General features: G+C 55.3%; 16 protein-coding genes and 1 tRNA gene. 11 read left to right on the top strand and 6 right to left on the bottom strand.

Annotated elements, in window-relative coordinates; genetic code table 11:
* Positions 1–7: 7 nt before the first annotated feature.
* Together I3V23_03140 and I3V23_03135 are read right to left on the bottom strand one after the other, a co-directional pair.
* Positions 8–958, bottom strand: coding sequence for a tyrosine recombinase (locus I3V23_03140; GenBank protein ID QPI85994.1), 951 nt, complete (start codon positions 956–958; stop codon positions 8–10).
* Between the two features lie 12 nt (positions 959–970).
* Complete coding sequence (locus I3V23_03135; protein ID QPI85993.1) at positions 971–2,521, bottom strand: hypothetical protein; 1,551 nt, start codon at positions 2,519–2,521, stop codon at positions 971–973.
* A gap of 309 nt (positions 2,522–2,830) precedes the next feature.
* On the opposite strand from I3V23_03135, the gene I3V23_03130 reads away from it, so the two are divergent.
* A complete protein-coding gene (locus I3V23_03130; GenBank protein QPI85992.1) occupies positions 2,831–3,412 on the top strand; it encodes a shikimate kinase in 582 nt (193 codons plus the stop codon).
* Positions 3,409–4,524 carry a 3-dehydroquinate synthase gene (locus tag I3V23_03125; GenBank protein QPI85991.1) on the top strand — a complete coding sequence of 372 codons (1,116 nt, stop codon included), beginning with the start codon at positions 3,409–3,411 and terminating at the stop codon, positions 4,522–4,524. Before I3V23_03130 ends, I3V23_03125 begins: the two co-directional genes overlap by 4 nt.
* On the opposite strand, the gene gpt is transcribed toward I3V23_03125, so the two are convergent.
* The 3 genes from gpt to fabI are packed head-to-tail and all read right to left on the bottom strand — an operon-like array spanning position 4,521 to position 6,502.
* A complete protein-coding gene (gene gpt, locus I3V23_03120; GenBank protein QPI85990.1) occupies positions 4,521–5,039 on the bottom strand; it encodes a xanthine phosphoribosyltransferase in 519 nt (172 codons plus the stop codon). The two genes, I3V23_03125 and gpt, sit on opposite strands and share 4 nt — an antisense overlap.
* 19 nt (positions 5,040–5,058) lie before the next feature.
* The gene (locus I3V23_03115; GenBank protein ID QPI85989.1) at positions 5,059–5,679 is read right to left on the bottom strand and encodes a LysE family translocator; all 621 of its coding nucleotides are present in this window, start codon (positions 5,677–5,679) and stop codon (positions 5,059–5,061) included.
* 7 nt (positions 5,680–5,686) lie between these two features.
* Positions 5,687–6,502 carry an enoyl-ACP reductase FabI gene (gene fabI, locus I3V23_03110; protein ID QPI85988.1) on the bottom strand — a complete coding sequence of 272 codons (816 nt, stop codon included), beginning with the start codon at positions 6,500–6,502 and terminating at the stop codon, positions 5,687–5,689.
* Positions 6,503–6,655: 153 nt separating this feature from the next.
* Here fabI and pdxH point away from each other — a divergent pair, with 153 nt between their 5' ends.
* The 9 genes from pdxH (at position 6,656) to I3V23_03065 (ending at position 16,256) form a co-directional block, all read left to right on the top strand.
* Positions 6,656–7,267, top strand: a complete 612-nt coding sequence (pdxH, locus tag I3V23_03105; protein ID QPI85987.1) for a pyridoxamine 5'-phosphate oxidase — start codon at positions 6,656–6,658, stop codon at positions 7,265–7,267.
* A gap of 220 nt (positions 7,268–7,487) precedes the next feature.
* Positions 7,488–8,015: a CspA family cold shock protein gene (locus I3V23_03100; protein QPI85986.1), complete on the top strand. Its 528-nt coding sequence runs from the start codon at positions 7,488–7,490 to the stop codon at positions 8,013–8,015.
* Complete coding sequence (locus I3V23_03095; protein ID QPI85985.1) at positions 7,990–8,478, top strand: DUF192 domain-containing protein; 489 nt, start codon at positions 7,990–7,992, stop codon at positions 8,476–8,478. The genes I3V23_03100 and I3V23_03095 overlap by 26 nt, the downstream gene beginning before the upstream one ends.
* A gap of 54 nt (positions 8,479–8,532) precedes the next feature.
* Positions 8,533–8,609: transfer RNA gene (locus I3V23_03090), tRNA-Pro, on the top strand.
* 231 nt (positions 8,610–8,840) lie between these two features.
* Positions 8,841–9,167, top strand: a complete 327-nt coding sequence (locus I3V23_03085) for a hypothetical protein (GenBank protein ID QPI85984.1) — start codon at positions 8,841–8,843, stop codon at positions 9,165–9,167.
* Positions 9,157–12,816 carry a vitamin B12-dependent ribonucleotide reductase gene (locus I3V23_03080; GenBank protein QPI85983.1) on the top strand — a complete coding sequence of 1,220 codons (3,660 nt, stop codon included), beginning with the start codon at positions 9,157–9,159 and terminating at the stop codon, positions 12,814–12,816. The genes I3V23_03085 and I3V23_03080 overlap by 11 nt, the downstream gene beginning before the upstream one ends.
* 417 nt (positions 12,817–13,233) lie before the next feature.
* Complete coding sequence (locus tag I3V23_03075; GenBank protein QPI85982.1) at positions 13,234–14,247, top strand: ABC transporter substrate-binding protein; 1,014 nt, start codon at positions 13,234–13,236, stop codon at positions 14,245–14,247.
* A 99-nt stretch (positions 14,248–14,346) separates the two neighbouring features.
* Complete coding sequence (locus I3V23_03070; GenBank protein ID QPI85981.1) at positions 14,347–15,237, top strand: proline/glycine betaine ABC transporter permease; 891 nt, start codon at positions 14,347–14,349, stop codon at positions 15,235–15,237.
* The gene (locus I3V23_03065) at positions 15,234–16,256 is read left to right on the top strand and encodes a glycine betaine/L-proline ABC transporter ATP-binding protein (protein QPI85980.1); all 1,023 of its coding nucleotides are present in this window, start codon (positions 15,234–15,236) and stop codon (positions 16,254–16,256) included. Before I3V23_03070 ends, I3V23_03065 begins: the two co-directional genes overlap by 4 nt.
* A 12-nt stretch (positions 16,257–16,268) precedes the next feature.
* Here I3V23_03065 and I3V23_03060 read toward each other — a convergent pair whose 3' ends face one another.
* The gene (locus I3V23_03060) at positions 16,269–17,144 is read right to left on the bottom strand and encodes a helix-turn-helix domain-containing protein (GenBank protein QPI85979.1); all 876 of its coding nucleotides are present in this window, start codon (positions 17,142–17,144) and stop codon (positions 16,269–16,271) included.
* Positions 17,145–17,189: the final 45 nt, after the last annotated feature.

Here is a 17,189-nt window from a genome sequence, read left to right as displayed (position 1 = left end):
GGGCCTATCAATTTTCAGTCGAGGCAGATGTCTGATCCGCCAAAGGGTGATGTTCGAGCACGAGGGCTTTTAACCGCTCATCTAGGATATGGGTATAGATTTCGGTCGTTGCGATATCCGCGTGACCCAAAAGGGCCTGAATGCTGCGTAAATCTGCGCCACCGGCCAAAAGATGGGTGGCAAAGGCATGGCGCATACGATGCGGGGTGACCGATAGCGGTGGCACGCCTGCATCACGGGCAATTTCCTTGATCAGCGTGTAAAACCGAACCCGCGTCATGTGGCCTTCTTTGCTGCGGCTGGGGAACAGGTAGCGCGAGGGTTTTGCCCCCCCCTCGCGTGTTGCAAGCTCTTCCAATGCATCGCGGCGGGTAAGCCAAGATTGCAACGCCAAACGCGCGGATTGCGTCAGTGGCAGCATGCGTTCCTTGCCGCCTTTGCCCTTGATTAAGATCAGCTTGGGGTCACCCCGCACGGCGGCCACGGGCAGGGTGACAAGCTCGCTTACGCGCATCCCTGTCGCGTATAAAATTTGCATCATGCAATGGTTGCGCAACCGATCATCGGCACTGCGCCCATGGATTTCAGCCTGTGCCAAAAGCTGATCCACGGCCTCATGGCTGAGGGTTTTGGGCAAAGATTTCTCGCGCGTGGGCCCCTTGATTTTGAGGCTTGGGTTATCGTTACGCAGGCCTTCCTCAAACAGAAATCGACACATTTGTTTCAGCGCAGATAAGCGCCGCGCGCGCGTGGCGCGTGACAGCCCCCGAACCTCTAGATCGGCAAGATAGGTTTCGATCCCATCTCGCGTGACGCTGAGGAAATCTGCGCCGTGATCGGTGAAAAATGCCCGCGCATCGTCCAAATCACGGGCGTAAGCCAAGAGCGTGTTTTGCGCTGCGTTCAACTCGGCTGCTTGCGCCTCAAGGAATTGGGTGATCAATCTTTGATCTGTCATGATCGGGCGCTCTTATCCGTTTCTATCGGGCAGGAGATATAGCTGAAGTGCCGCGCGCCGCGCGCTGTCTTCTAGACCCAAATAGCGCAAGACCCGCAAGGCATCCGAGAGATCGTCTAAATCTGCACCATCCCCTGATAGGGTGAGGGCTGCGAGCAAAAGCGCCTCTCCCGCGCGATTGCCTGTAATCAGGGGCGCATAGCGGTCAGGCAGCGCAATTTCGTCAAATCCCGCCGCAAGGGCCATAACCCGTGGGCTTGCCGTTGCGGGCAAATTGGGCATCTGCCCGCGCGCCAAGGCAAAGGCCACCGCCTCATCTGCGGATTGCGGCACCGCACGCAGGGCAAGGCTTTCGTAATTGCGGGAGAGGAGTTCGATTTTGCGGGCGAGGATCGCCGCCTCACCCACCAAAGGTTGGCGGCCAAGCGGGTCGGCGTAAAGCTGCGCGAAAGCGGGCAAAAGACCTGTGGGGCCAAGGGCATCCACCACGCGCGCAAGGCTGCGGGCAATGCCCGCCACATCACCCGCAAGGAGACTTGCATCAAATTCCTGAACGGCTGCAACGCGCTCCCATATCCCGCCCGAGGCGGAGGGGCGGCGCGAGGTGGCAATGGCCAACCATTGGCTTGGCTCAATCGCGCCTGCGCGCAACAGGCGTTCTGCGGCATCAAGCTGTGCGCGCCACCCCGCCTGCGGGGCGAGGTCGGCATGGGCAAAGGCCAAAGGCAGCCCAAGCGAGGAGGGGCGCTCTGCAATGGCCGCGCGCATCACATAGCGCAGCGGTGTTATATCGGGGTCTAGGGGCAAGGGCGGCTCCCCCTCGAATAGCTCGGGATCAAGGAAGCGCGCGATCAAATCCGCCTCATCTTCGGTGATGAACCCCAAGGCAACGCCTGTGCCCATTGAGAGCGCCGCCGCTGACCAATCGCCTGAACGGGCCAAGCAAAAAATCCGTGCGGGATATGTCGGTGCGATATCAGGGCTTGCGCGCATCGCGGCACAGGCACGATCTGCCTGCCCCAAAAGAAGCGAGACATCGAACCAGCGCCGAAATACCTCGCCGTCTTCTACCCCTGCGCGTTCGATCAATGCACGGGCAGGCTCAAGCGCGCCGCGCGTCAAGAGCATGTCAATCCGCGCCAAAAACAGATCATCCGCCGCCGCATCAGTGCCCCCAAGAGGGGGATCAAGCTCGGACAGGGCCAAACGTTCGGTTAAATCCAAAATGGCGGGCGGCCCTGTCATCGGCAGGCGGCGAAACAGGCCTGCAAGCTCGGCACTGTCAGATTGGCCCCAAAGCCCACTGGGAAAGCCCGTAACCCGCGCAGGCAAAAGTCCCACGGCGTTGCGCGTGATCGGCCCTATCGGCATCACGCGGATATCTTCGGTGACAATTTCTGCGGCAACATCGGGGCTGCGCGGCGCAATCGTGTCGGAAAGCCAAGTGGGCGCAATATCCTGCGGCGACATTTGCGGCGTTTGTGCCGCCAGTGGCAGCGCAGGCAAAAGCCAAATCAGACCTGCCACAAGCCCCCAAAATGTTCCGCCCCTCAGCCTGCGCATGATCTGTTACTCAAGCGGGATCGAGATTGTGTCGCGCAATTCTACTGTCTCGGGTTTCATAAGGCCCGAATAGCCATATCCCAACAGGCCAACAGCAGTGAGCAGGATTAAAATCACCAATCCCATGAACAGCTTAACCATATTTCTCGTGCCTCTGCCTTCTGCGCTTATTCTCGCGCGGTTGCTTGCTTGCGTGTCTGTCCCTCAACGCGTATTGCGTGGAATAATAGACGATCTTGCGCCAATATAGGGGAGTTCGCGCAGAATTTCTTGGGGGAATTTTGCAAAATCTTCGCAAATGCATAAAGGATGCACAGGGTGAACGGGCAAACACGGGCTGAAACCGCCTATAATTTGCACAAAACCGTGGTTTTGGTCGGGATGCCAGGCTCGGGCAAAACCGCTGTCGGGCGGGCCTTGTCCGCACGCCTTGGGGTCGAGTTGCGCGATTCTGATACCGAAATTGTCGAAAGCGCACAGATGAGCATCGCCGAGATTTTCGAACGCTTCGGCGAGCCGTTTTTCCGTGACCGCGAAAGCAAAGTCATCGCACGGCTACTGACGGGCGCGCCTGCAGTTCTGTCTACTGGCGGGGGGGCGTGGCTGTCGCCTGAAAACCGCGATTTGATTTCAGCGCAAGCGGCGGTCTTGTGGTTGGATGCCGATATTGAGCTTTTGTGGTCGCGGGTGCGCCACAAAACCACGCGGCCGCTGCTCCATGGGCCTGATCCGCGCGGCAAGCTTGAGGCTTTGATGGTGGCGCGCCGCCCTGCCTATGAGCAGGCTGAATTGCGCCTTGAAATCGCGCATGATTGGTCGATTGAGGATACGACCGATCATGTGCTGCGTTTGCTTCACGCTCATAATGTCTTGTCGGAGGTCGCAACATGACATCCACAGTGCGGGTAAATCTGGACAGTCGCAGCTATGATGTGGTAATTGGCTCTGGTCTGATTGCGCAGGCGGCAACCCATCTTGCGCCTTTGTTGCGGCGTCCAAAAGTTTGGATCGTGACCGAAGATCGGGTGGCACCCTTGCATTTGGCCCATCTTGAGGCGGCCTTGAGCGCAGGCGGGATTGCCGCACGCGCGCTGACTTTGCCTGCGGGCGAGGGCACAAAATCATGGCAATATCTGACGCAGACCGTTGAATGGCTGCTCGATGAAAAGGTTGAACGGGGCGATATCGTGATCGCACTTGGCGGCGGTGTGATCGGGGATCTGGTTGGTTTTGCCGCTGCAATCCTGCGCCGTGGCGTGCGCTTCGTTCAGATGCCAAGCTCGCTTCTGGCGCAGGTCGACAGTTCGGTTGGTGGCAAAACGGGCATCAACACGCGGCACGGCAAAAACCTCGTTGGTGCCTTTCATCAACCTAGCCTTGTTTTGGCAGATATTGATCTTTTGTCCACTTTGGCCCCGCGTGACTTTTTGGCGGGTTATGGCGAAGTGGTGAAATACGGCTTGCTTGGCGATGCCGCGTTTTTCGACTGGCTTGAGGAAAACGCCCCCGCCATGGCCGCAGGTGATTTGGCCTTGCGCGAAGAGGCGGTGCGTTGGTCAGTTCAGATGAAGGCCGATATCGTGGCCCGCGATGAGACAGAGCAGGGGGATCGCGCACTTCTAAATTTGGGCCATACCTTCTGCCATGCGCTTGAGGCAGCCACGGGATATTCTGATCGCCTGTTGCATGGCGAGGGGGTGGCGATTGGGTGCGCTTTGGCGGCGGAATTATCGGCGCGCTTGGGGTTGTGCCCACAGGAAGAACCATCCCGCATCCGCGCGCATCTGGCCGAGATGGGCATGAAGCGCGATTTGGCGGATATTGAGGGCGATTTGCCCGATGCAGACGCGCTGCTTGCGCTGATGGCGCAAGATAAAAAGGTGCTTGAAGGGCAGCTGCGCTTTATCTTGATGCGCGGCATTGGCACATCCTTTGTGACCTCAGATGTGCCGCCTGATGCCGTTAAAACACTTTTAAATGAGGCGCTTGGCGCGCGCGATTAATCCTTGCCGCGATAAGGCTCGACATATTGCAGGGCCATATCCCATGGAAAGAAAATCCATGTATCTTGGCTGACACCTGTGATGAATGTGTCGACCATAGGCTCGCCCTTGGGTTTGGCATAGGTCGTAGCAAAATGCGCCTTGGGGTAAAGTTTGCGCACCAGTTCAAGGGTTTTTCCTGTATCGACCAAATCATCCACGATCAGGACGCCCTCACCATCCCCCATCATGTCGACATCTGGGCTTTTGAGCACCTCTGCCTCGCGGCGCTGATCGGCCTTGCCGCCGCCAGAATGGTAGGATTTGACGCTGATCGTATCCACTGTGCGAATATCCAATTCGCGCGCCACAATCATTGCAGGGGCCATGCCGCCGCGTGTGATGGCAACCACCGCCCGCCACGACCCATCAGGCCCTGGCCCGCGTTTGTCCAAGCGCCACGCAAGCGCGCGCGCATCGCGGTGCAATTGATCCCACGAGACATGAAAGCCTTTCTCATGCGGCAAACGATCCATGGCACTGTTTCTCCTTTGATCAACCAAGGGCAAGCTTGGCACCCATAAGTGCCAGAAGCCCGCCAAATATACGCTCAATCACGGGTTTGAAACCCAAATAGGCACGCCGTGGCCCCGATAGCGAGAAAATACGCGCCACAATCAGGTTCCAGCCTGCGTCATTTACAAAGATCATGCCCAACACCACCGCATAGACCCAGTGAACTGGATTGGCGGGCAGGAAGGTGAGGAAGATCGTGCCGAAAAACACGGCGGGCTTGGGATTGGCAAGCTGTGTCGCAATGCCAAACCAGATCAATTTCGCCGCCGATTTTGGGGCCTCATCCGCGGGGATTGGCGTGACCTCAAAGGGCAGGGCGGCGCTGCGCCATACCTTGAGAGCCAAGTAAAAGAGATATCCCGCCCCAACCAGTTTTAACCCCAAAAGCACGGCAGGGGCGTGTTCGAACAGAATCGCAAGGCCAAAAATCGCGGCTACGGCCCACAAGCAGGCCCCAACGCCAAAACCAATGGCGAGGAAAATTGCGCGATCAAACCCATCGCGCGCCGCGCTGCGGGCCGCCAAAAGTGTTGTGGGGCCGGGGCTCATGGCGGCGGCCAGATGCACCAAATAAATCGCGAGAAATGCCGCGACTGTCATGGCGCCCCTAGTCCTTGCGCCCCGTCACGACATCAATATCAGGCGCATCCACCGCTTTCATGCCCACCACGTGATATCCTGCATCCACGTGCAAATTCTCGCCCGTCACACCAGAGGCGAGATCAGACAGCAGATAAAGCGCGGATTTGCCCACATCCTCGATGGAGACATTGCGGCGCAGCGGCGAATTCAGCTCGTTCCATTTGAGGATATAGCGGAAATCGCCAATGCCCGAGGCGGCCAAGGTTTTGATCGGCCCCGCGGAAATAGCATTCACGCGGATATTCTGTTTGCCCAGATCTTCGGCCAGATACATCACGGACGCTTCAAGCGCGGCTTTCGCGACCCCCATGACGTTGTAATGCGGCATCACCTGTTCCGCGCCATAATAGGTCAGCGTCAGCGCCGAGCCGCCATTGGTCATAAGCTTTTCGGCGCGCTGCATCACAGCGGTGAAAGAATAGACCGATATATTCATCGTCATTTCGAAATTCGCGGCGCTTGTGTCCACATAGCGGCCACGCAATTCGTTTTTGTCGGAAAATCCAATAGCGTGAACGATGAAATCGAGACTGCCCCATTTGTCTTTGAGAGACTCAAAAACCGCGTCTAGGCTGTAATTATCGGTCACATCGCAAGGCAGCACCACATCGGAACCCAGTTCCGCCGCCAATGGTTGCACCCGCTTGAGCAGTTGTTCGCCTTGATATGAAAACGCCAATTCGGCGCCATGCTCTGCAAGGGCTTTTGCAATCCCCCACGCGATGGATTTGTCATTTGCAAGGCCCATAATCAGCCCGCGCTTGCCAGTCATAATCCCCATGCCGCCCTCAATCCTTGTCGCTATTGTTGGGTTAGGAAGGGTTTAGACCTTTGGGGTCACAGCTTCAAGATGTCCCGTCAGCCTTGAAGGGGGGGCGTGTGCGCTCTAGGTTGAGACGCGGCAGAAATGCCGCAATAATAAATGAGGCATAGCATGACCGATCGCACAGGAATTTTTGCAGGGGATGATCCATTCGCCATTGCGCGCGCATGGATGAAGGAGGCTGAGAAAAGCGAACTCAACGATCCTGATGCGATTGCTTTGGCCACGGTTGACGCGCATGGCCTGCCCAATGTGCGCATGGTTTTGCTGCGTCAAATTGAAGATGACGCTTTTGTTTTTTTCACCAATTACGACAGTAAAAAGGGCCAAGAGATCAGCGCGAGTGGCAAGGCGGCCTTTGTGCTGCATTGGAAATCCTTGCGCCGTCAGATTCGGGTGCGGGGCATGGTGACCCGTGAGGATGGGGCGCAGGCGGATGATTATTTCGCCTCACGCTCTCTGAAAAGTAGGCTTGGGGCATGGGCCTCGCGTCAATCACAACCCTTGGACAGTCGCGCCTCATTGATGGCGGATGTTGCTAAAATCACCGTTGAGAAAGGCCCAAACCCACCGCGCCCCCCATTTTGGGGCGGATTTCGCATCACACCTGTGGAAATTGAATTTTGGGCCGATGGTGCATTTCGTCTGCATGATCGGTTTCGGTGGACGCGTGATCTCGGGGCAGATGCATCGAATTGGACCGTGCAGCGGTTAAACCCTTAAATTGCGCGAGGGCGGGACGTTTCTTGTTGAGAAACGCATCAACTGCGCCATCAGAAAATGCTTAATTTGATTATTTTTAGGTGGTGATTTTGCATAAATCACCAATAATTATCTTTTTTCGACATAAATTTTAATTTCTTCTTGCAGATATATTCGCTTCGGGCCAAACCCTTAGGCAGGGACGGATGGGCTTAGGCCCGAAGACATAGGATGCACCACAATGACGGAAGTCGATCGCTACATGGGGGTGGCGGTTCGTGGCAAAGTGAAATGGTTTGATGCCACCAAAGGGTATGGATTTATCCTTGCCGATGACGGTGGCCCAGACATTTTATTGCACGCGAATGTATTGAGAAATTTTGGCCAAAGCTCGATTGCTGAAAATGCATATGTCGAGGTGGTCGTGAATTACACAGACCGCGGTGCGCAAGCGCAGGAGGTGTTGTCATTAACACCGCCAAGCGAGCAAGAGGTGGATTTTCACCCGCGTATTGATATACCGCAGACAGATGCACCTTTCGTTGCGGCGCGGGTGAAATGGTTTGACAAGGCAAAGGGGTTTGGCTTTGCGAATGAATTTGGCATTGCCGATGACATATTTATCCATGTCGAGATTTTGCGCCGCTTTGGCTTTGCCGATTTGCAGCCGGGCGAGGCGCTTGCCGTTCGCATTGTCGATGGCCCGCGCGGTAAGATGGCCGCAGAGGTGCGCGCGTGGGATTATGTGCAGCACGAGAATTTGGATTAACACGGCGGCGGCCCTTGGGTTGGCGTTCACTGCGATGTCTGCGCAGGCAGCTTGCCGCCCCGAACGGGTCGAGATCAAAGGTGATTTCGGGACGGCACGCTTTACAGTGGAAATCGCAGACGAGCCGCAAGAGCGCGCAGTCGGTTTGATGAATCGCCCCGCAATGCCGCGTATGGCGGGGATGTTGTTCATCTACGAGCGTCCGCAGCCCGCCAGCTTTTGGATGGAAAACACCCTGATCCCTCTCGATATGTTGTTCATCGATTCGCGCGGGCAGGTGGTTCACATCCATGAAAACGCGATTCCCCTTGATCGCACGCCCATCCGTGGCGGTGATGAGATTCTCGCAGTGCTTGAAATCAATGGTGGCATGTCAGAAATGCTGAATTTGCAGGTCGGTGCGGTGATCCGCCACCCGCAAATGCCACAACAGGGCGCTTTGTGGCCCTGTGAAGTTCAATAGAAGTGCATGAGTGCTCTTTTCATCCGTGAAAAGAGGCGCTAAGAGGCACGCAGTCGGGGCGTGGCGCAGCCTGGTAGCGCGGCGGTTTTGGGTACCGTAGGTCGTAGGTTCGAATCCTATCGCCCCGACCACTTCCACAAAAGCAGATCGTCATTTGAGCCTGAGATGGGGCGTGGTTTGCGTTTGGCGTGAATTTACCTCTAAAAGACATACTATATTTTGTAGGCAGATCTTGAGGCCAAGGTTTTTATTTACAGACCACGCCACGATGCGCGCGGCCTGATCCATGGCTTTCGTTTCATGGTCTAACCTGTCGTGCTGTAACAATTCTTTCACAAATTGAGCCCGTTGTAGGGGATTTGATGAATCACAGCGCCTCTTGTGGTTTTGCAGTTTGGGCAGATTTCAAGACTGAAAATTTTGAAAATTCACAAAAAAACCGATTGACCAAATATGTGTCCCTACGTCAGGTTGTGGGGGCTGAGAATGTTACTACAATATCTAGTGGTCTCGGTGCGGGGCAGTTCCTCAACCTTTGTCATAGCGAACCTCTTTTGGCGGTGCGGGCAAGTTTGTTTGGGTGTGTAGGGCTGGTTCCGCAAAAAAAGACGGTCAGAGCGCGTAAGACGCTGGCAGGCCGCGTTAGTTGGAACAGGGTTAGTAACAAAAGAGGCAGCCATGAAAATTGAACGTAGGTTCACCCGCGACGGCGCAGATGTATACGCAGATCTCGAATTCACTCTCACTTCTTCTGAAATTCGCAATCCAGACGGCACCATCGTCTTTAAACTAGACGAAGTAGAGGTTCCCAAATCGTGGAGCCAAGTAGCCTCGGATGTGATCGCACAGAAATATTTCCGCAAAGCAGGCGTTCCTGCACGGCTGAAGCCCGTGAAAGAAAAGGGTGTGCCTGATTTTCTTTGGCGCCATGTGGCGGATGATGAGGCCTTGGCCGAGCTGCCCGAAGATCAGCGCATTGTGGGCGAAACATCAGCCAAGCAAGTGTTCCGCCGTTTGGCAGGGGCATGGGCCTATTGGGGATGGAAGGGCGGCTATTTCTCGGCCGAGGCCGATGCGCGCGCCTATTTCGAAGAAATGCAATTGATGCTGGCGCGCCAGATGGCCGCGCCAAACAGCCCGCAGTGGTTCAACACAGGCCTTCACTGGGCTTACGGCATTGATGGCCCAAGCCAAGGCCACCACTATGTTGATTATAAAACGGGTAAGCTGACCAAATCAGCCTCGGCCTATGAGCATCCCCAACCGCATGCTTGCTTCATCCAATCCGTTGCGGACGATCTGGTGAATGAGGGCGGGATCATGGATCTTTGGGTGCGCGAAGCGCGCCTGTTCAAATATGGCTCTGGCACAGGCACGAACTTTTCGATGCTGCGGGGCGAAGGTGAAAAACTGTCGGGCGGCGGCAAATCCAGCGGTCTGATGGGCTTTTTGAAAATCGGTGACCGTGCGGCGGGCGCCATCAAGTCGGGCGGCACCACACGCCGCGCGGCAAAGATGGTGATCGTGGATGCAGACCACCCTGATATCGAAGCCTTCATCGATTGGAAGGTGATCGAAGAACAGAAGGTTGCTTCGCTTGTTGCTGGCTCGAAGATGCATGAGAAAATGCTCAACGGCCTCTTTGCGGCGGTCAAGACATGGGACGGGGATCTCGCGGATGCGACTGACCCTGCGAAAAACGGCGCGCTGAAGGATGCAATCCGCGCGGCGAAAAAAGTGTCGATCCCCGAAACCTATATCAAGCGCGTCTTGGATTATGCGCGTCAGGGTTACACATCGATTGAATTTCCGACCTATGACACAGATTGGGACAGCGAGGCCTATGCCAGCGTCTCGGGTCAGAATTCCAACAACTCGATCCGCGTGACGGATGATTTCCTTCAGGCGATCAAGGATGATGCGGAATGGCATCTGAAATCACGCGTGAACGGCAAGCCCACCAAAACCCTGCAGGCCCGTGATCTGTGGGAAAAGGTTGGTCATGCTGCATGGGCCTGTGCCGATCCTGGCATCCAGTTCCATGACACCGTTAACGCATGGCACACATGCCCTGCAGACGGGCCGATCCGTGGGTCGAACCCCTGTTCGGAATACATGTTCTTGGACGATACGGCTTGTAACCTTGCCTCGATGAACCTGCTGACCTTCTACAAGGAGGGCAAGTTTGATGCAGATGGGTACATGCACGCGACCCGGCTTTGGACATTGACCTTGGAAATCTCGGTGATGATGGCGCAGTTCCCTTCAAAGGAAATCGCGCAGCTTTCTTATGATTTCCGCACCTTGGGTCTGGGTTATGCCAATATTGGCGGCCTGTTGATGAATATGGGCTTGGGCTATGACAGTGATGAGGGGCGCGCATTATGTGGTGCATTGACGGCACTTATGACGGGCGTGTCCTATGCAACATCTGCGGAAATCGCGTCTGAACTGGGGCCATTCTCAGGGTATAAGCGCAACGCGGATAACATGCTGCGCGTCATCCGTAACCATCGCCGTGCGGCCTATGGCGAGACGGATGGTTACGAAGACGTCAACGTCACCCCTGTGCCATTGGATCACGCCAACTGCCCTGATGCGCGTCTGGTCGATCTGGCCAAACAAGCATGGGATGAGGCGTTGGATTTGGGCCAAAAGCATGGCTATCGCAACGCTCAGGCCACTGTGATTGCGCCAACGGGCACAATCGGTCTGGTCATGGATTGCGACACAACAGGCATCGAGCCCGATTTCGCACTGGTTAAGTTCAAAAAACTGGCCGGTGGTGGCTACTTCAAAATCATCAACCGCTCTGTGCCTGCCGCCTTGGAAAAACTGGGCTATTCTTCCTCCGAGATTGAAGAAATCATTGCCTATGCGGTCGGCCATGGCACGCTTGGCAATGCGCCTGGTATCAACCATACCGCCTTGGTGGGGCATGGGTTTGGTCAGGCTGAATTGGACAAGATCGAAGCGGCTTTGCCACAGGCCTTTGATATCCGCTTTGTGTTCAACCAGTGGACCTTGGGTGAGGAATTCTGCACCAAAACCTTGGGCATTCCGCAGGCCAAGCTGAATGATCCGAGCTTCAATCTTCTGCAACATTTGGGCTTCTCGAAGAAGGACATCGAAGCTGCCAATGATCATGTCTGCGGCACCATGACCTTGGAGGGCGCACCTTTCCTCAAGGAAGAGCATTACAACGTGTTCGATTGCGCCAACCCATGCGGCAAGAAGGGCAAGCGTTACCTCTCGGTCAACAGCCATATCTATATGATGGCTGCAGCGCAGAGCTTTATCTCGGGCGCGATTTCCAAGACGATCAACATGCCAAATTCGGCGACAATCGAAGATTGCCAAGAGGCCTATGAATTGAGTTGGTCTTTGGGGATCAAGGCAAATGCGCTGTATCGTGATGGCTCCAAATTGAGCCAGCCTTTGGCAGCGGCCTTGGTCGAAGATGATGACGAGGCGGCAGAAATCCTTGAAAGCGGCAGCCCGCAAGAAAAAGCGGCTGTTTTGGCGGAGAAGGTGATCGAAAAGATTGTGATCAAGGAAGTGGCCCGCGCCAAGCGCGAGAAACTGCCTGAGCGCCGCAAAGGCTACACCCAGAAGGCAATTGTGGGTGGTCACAAGGTCTACCTGCGCACAGGTGAATATGCCGATGGCGCGCTTGGTGAGATTTTCATCGATATGCACAAAGAGGGCGCAGGCTTCCGTGCTATGATGAACAACTTCGCCATCGCAGTCTCGGTTGGACTGCAATATGGTGTGCCGCTTGAGGAATTCGTGGATGCCTTCACCTTCACCAAGTTCGAGCCTTCGGGCATGGTGCAGGGCAATGACTCGATCAAGAATGCAACTTCGATCCTTGACTATATCTTCCGCGAATTGGCGGTGTCCTATCTCGACCGAACCGATCTGGCCCATGTAAAGCCAGAAGGCGCAAGCTTTGACGATATGGGCCGCGGTGTCGAAGAGGGTGTCTCGAACGTCAAGGAACTGTCCGACAGCGCGGCGTCAAAATCCTTGGAAGTGCTCAAACAGATCAGCTCAACAGGCTATTTGCGCAAGCGTGTCCCACAGGATTTGGTCGTGTTGCAGGGGGGTGTCTCTAGCCTTGCCGCTACGGCGGTCGGCCAATCTGGTGCGGTCGTGGCCGAGGCGGTGCAAGCTGCTGCTGTCACCACAGGCGCCGTTGAGATTGACGCGCGCACAAAGGCCAAGATGCAAGGCTATGAGGGCGAGGCTTGTGGGGAATGTGGCAACTACACCCTCGTGCGCAACGGCACATGCATGAAGTGCAACACCTGCGGCGGCACATCGGGCTGCAGTTAAGCACAGATTTTCCATCCCGCCGCGCTGATGGTCGTTTGCCCACGATCACGCGCAGCGGGAGGGGAACACGGGGCGGGTGCGCTCGCCCCTGACGCGGATCAAGCCGCAGGCAGAAACAACGGGCGGTAAATAGAGTGAGCTTGATCAGCGAAACTGGGGGTGCCATCGGCACCCCCATTTTTTGTGGCGTTTGGTTTGTAACTGAATTGTAAAATGATGTCGCAAAGCATAGAAATGTCGCTTTTGCGATATTCATCCTTGGGTTGTGACATATTTTTAATCACATTATTTCAGTGCCTTAGGGCGATTTTAGAAATAAGTGCTTGAGAATTTTAAGTCGATATAGAACGATAACGACATAATTCGTCTGGGGCGCTTTGCGTGGCCCACAATAAAACGACCGACAGGAGAGATCATATGAAATTCGTAAAACCACTTGCCGCTGGCATTGTTGGCGCTGCCGCGCTTGGGTTTGGGGGGGCTGCATCTGCGCAAGATTGTGGTTCATTGACCATTGCTGAAATGAACTGGGCATCTGCCGAATTGATGGCAAATGTCGACAAGATCATCCTTGAGGAAGGCTATGGCTGCGATGTCGAGCTGATCCCTGGTGCGACCATGACCACTTTCACCTCGATGAATGAAAAGGCGGAACCTGATGTCGCGCCTGAATTGTGGATCAACGCGGTGCGCGACCCGCTGAACACTGCGATTGCCGAAGGCAGCCTGCATTCCGTGGTGCAAGGCCCGATTACTGGCCTTGGTGAAGGGTGGTGGGTTGATCCGCAATTTGCGATTGATCACCCCGAATTAGACACAGTCGAGAAAGTGCTGGCGCGGCCTGATCTGTTCCCATGGGCGGAAGACGAAGATATGGGGGCCTTCATGGGCTGCCCCGCAGGGTGGGGCTGCCAATTGTCGAATGCGCAACTATTCCGCGCCTTTGGTATGGAAGATATGGGGTGGCATTTGGTCGATCCTGGATCTGCGGCAGGGCTTGATGGCTCAATCGCCCGTGCGGTGGATCGGGGCGAATATTGGTTCGGCTATTACTGGTCGCCTACCGCCGTTGTCGGCAAATACAACCTTGTGATGTTGGAGTGGGAAACCCCGTGGGGCGGTTCTGAAAACTGGGATGGCTGTATCGTGAAGCCAGAGCAGGAATGCCTTGATCCACAGCCAACCTCTTATACCGAATCCGAGGTGCATACGGTCATCACAGATCGCCTGATGCAGGAGGGTGGTATCGCGGTGGATTATCTGGCCAACCGCATCTTCCCCGGCGAAGCGATGAACGCGATGTTGGTCTACATGACCGATAACCAAGCCACGGGCGAGGCTGCGGCCTTTGAATTTCTAGCCACCCATGAGGATATTTGGACGCAATGGGTGACTGAGGATGCCGCCGCTGCAATTCGCAGCGCGCTGTAAAACGCTGTCTGTGCGATTGAGACGGGCATAGACATCCAAGCGGAAAGGGCGCTGCTCTTTCCGCTTTTTCAATTCATTAAAATATACGAGGCCATCTAAATGTGGGATTTCTTTGCCGAATTTCCAAGCATCGGGCGCCGCGATCTGAGCCAATTACAACAGGGCATTGATGACGGGTTCCGCGCCTTTTCGCGTGCCTATGGCGAGGCGCTTGAGATATTTTTCAGCCCGCTTTTGCATTTCTTGGTGTGGTTTGAAAAACTGCTTCTGGCCACGCCTTGGCCAATTATCTTGGTCGTTCTCAGCGGGCTTGCATGGCTTGGCTCACGGTCATGGAAAATCACCATCGGAACATTCCTTGCCTTTGCCGTAATTGGCTATTTTGGAATGTGGGAAGATACGATGGCGACTTTGGCGATCATCTCGGTCGCAACCTTTGTTTGTATCATCGTGGGGATCCCTTTGGGGATTTTGATGGCAAAATCTGACAGGCTGCAGGGCGCGATTACGCCGATTTTGGATGTGATGCAGACAATCCCGTCATTTGTGTATTTGATCCCCGTGGTTATGCTGCTTGGTATTGGCAAGGTGCCTGGTCTGATTGCGGTTTGCATCTATGCTATTCCCCCCATCGTGCGTCTGACAAATCTCGGCATCCGACTGGTGGATCGCGAGGTTTTAGAAGCCGCCGAGGCCTTTGGCGCAAGCCCGCGGCAGAAGCTTTTTGATGTGCAAATTCCCTTGGCTCTGCCCAATATTTTCGCAGGCGTGAACCAGACGATCATGATGGCTTTGGCCATGGTTGTAATTGCGTCAATGATCGGGGTGCGGGGTCTTGGCGTGCCTGTATTGCGCGCGATTTCCAACCAATATTTGGCCCTTGGTTTGATGAATGGTTTGGCGATTGTCGCGTTGGCCATCATCTTCGACCGCGTCAGCCAATCCTATGGCAAACGCCTACAGGCGCATCGTGAGGGGGGCGAAAAATGAGCGATCCCAAAATTCAGATCAAAAACCTTTATAAGATTTTTGGAAAATCGCCCCAAAAAGCGTTGAAATCCGTCCAATCTGGCATGGGCAAGGATGCTTTGCGCGAAGAAACGGGGCATGTTCTGGGCGTGGATAACGTCTCGCTTGATATTGCGCCGCAAAATATTCAGGTGGTGATGGGTCTTTCTGGGTCGGGTAAATCCACCCTAATCCGCCATATCAACCGCCTGATTGAGCCGACCGCAGGTGAAATTTTGGTGGATGGCGAAAATGTTCTGACCATGGACAAGGATGCTTTGCGGGATCTGCGGCGTTTCAAGATGTCGATGGTGTTTCAACATTTTGGTCTTTTCCCGCATCGCCGTGTGATTGAAAACGTCACCTATGGTTTGATCGTGCAAGGCGTGGATGAGAACGAGGCCGAAAAGCGGGCCAAGCAATGGATTTCCCGCGTGGGGCTTGAGGGGTATGAAAACAATTACCCTGGGCAATTATCGGGCGGCATGCGGCAGCGCGTGGGTCTGGCGCGCGGTTTGGCAACGGATGCGGATATCTTGCTGATGGACGAGGCGTTTTCTGCGCTCGACCCGTTGATCCGCTATGATATGCAATCCATTTTGATTGATTTGCAAAAGGAACTGCACAAAACGATTGTGTTCATCACCCATGATTTGGACGAGGCGCTGCGCCTTGGCGATAATATCGCGATTTTGCGCGATGGTCATTTGGTGCAGCAAGGCAGCGCGCAAGATATTGTGTTGCGTCCTGCCGATGATTACATTGAGGATTTCATCAAGGACATCAACCGCGCCCGCGTGATCAAATTGGGTTCCATCATGCAACCTCTGGGTCGCGGGAAATTGCCTGACTCTGCACCGCGCTTGGATGCTGACACCATTTTGCAAGATGCGCTGATGGTGGTCGCGCAATCAAAGGGCAACACCGTAATTGTTGAAGAACGCGGTCAGCCCAAGGGAAAAATCACCACCCGCGCTGTCATTGAGGCGCTGCATGGCTAAGGGAAACAGGGGCTATCGGTGGCGCATGCTGTGCCATTGCCCCTGTTTTTGATCGCGATATCCGGTGGGGGTTGTGCCTGTTTCTTGACCAAAGGCGCGCGTGAAATAGGCGGGTGACGAATAGCCTAAATCGCGCGCGATTTTTGCGGCGCTGTCATGGGTATCGACCAAACGGCGGCGGGCCTCGGCCATCAGCACCTCATTGATCAGGGCAAGGGCCGTGCGCCCTGTGATTTCGCGACAGATGCGCGTGAGATGGGTGGGCGTCACATCAAGGCGTGCGGCATAGTCGGACACGCCCAATTGCGCGTTGAACCCTTGCGCCAAGAGCGCCGCAAAACGCGAGAGGAGCTGCGCCGATTTGCTGGGCTTTTTGATTTGGGTGCGCAATCTGTGGGTGGCATCGCGGTCACGTTGGTTTGAAATGAGTGTTTCACGCTCAAGCATCGCTGAGAGCAGCAGACCAAATCCCCGTTTCATGCGTCTCGCTGAAGGGGTGTCTTGATCTTCTAGCCGCGCCATCCGCTCAATGAGGCCCGTCAACTCTACCTGCGCTTCGGCGGAACTGGGGGTGAGGCAAAGGGATGTTTGCGGCAATTCCAAATCGGCAAGATTTGGGAAATAGGCCACATGGCCTTGTAATTGCGTGGGCAATTCAATCGATAACAGCATTGAGGCTGGAATGAATAAAATCTTGGGGCCTGTGGCCATGATCGGGTGCAAATCCGCCGTGATGCGGGTTGTGCCGCGCGTCAGCCAAAACAAGCGCGATTTGGGGCAGTGATGCGCCAATTCATGCCGCCAAGCGCCATGAAGTCGAATTTGACCAATCGTTCGTGCGGCATAGGCGGGCGCGTTGGTAGGGCCCACCTCTTGCTGATCCGACATTATCCCCTATCCGATTCGTGCCTATGTCCCCAAATGTATAGGCAC

This window comes from Rhodobacterales bacterium HKCCA1288 (assembly GCA_015693905.1).
In the GTDB taxonomy this organism is placed as follows: Bacteria; Pseudomonadota; Alphaproteobacteria; order Rhodobacterales; family Rhodobacteraceae; genus M30B80.
Note: the sequence above shows the minus strand (reverse complement) of the source record. Positions and strands in the feature narration are given on the sequence as shown.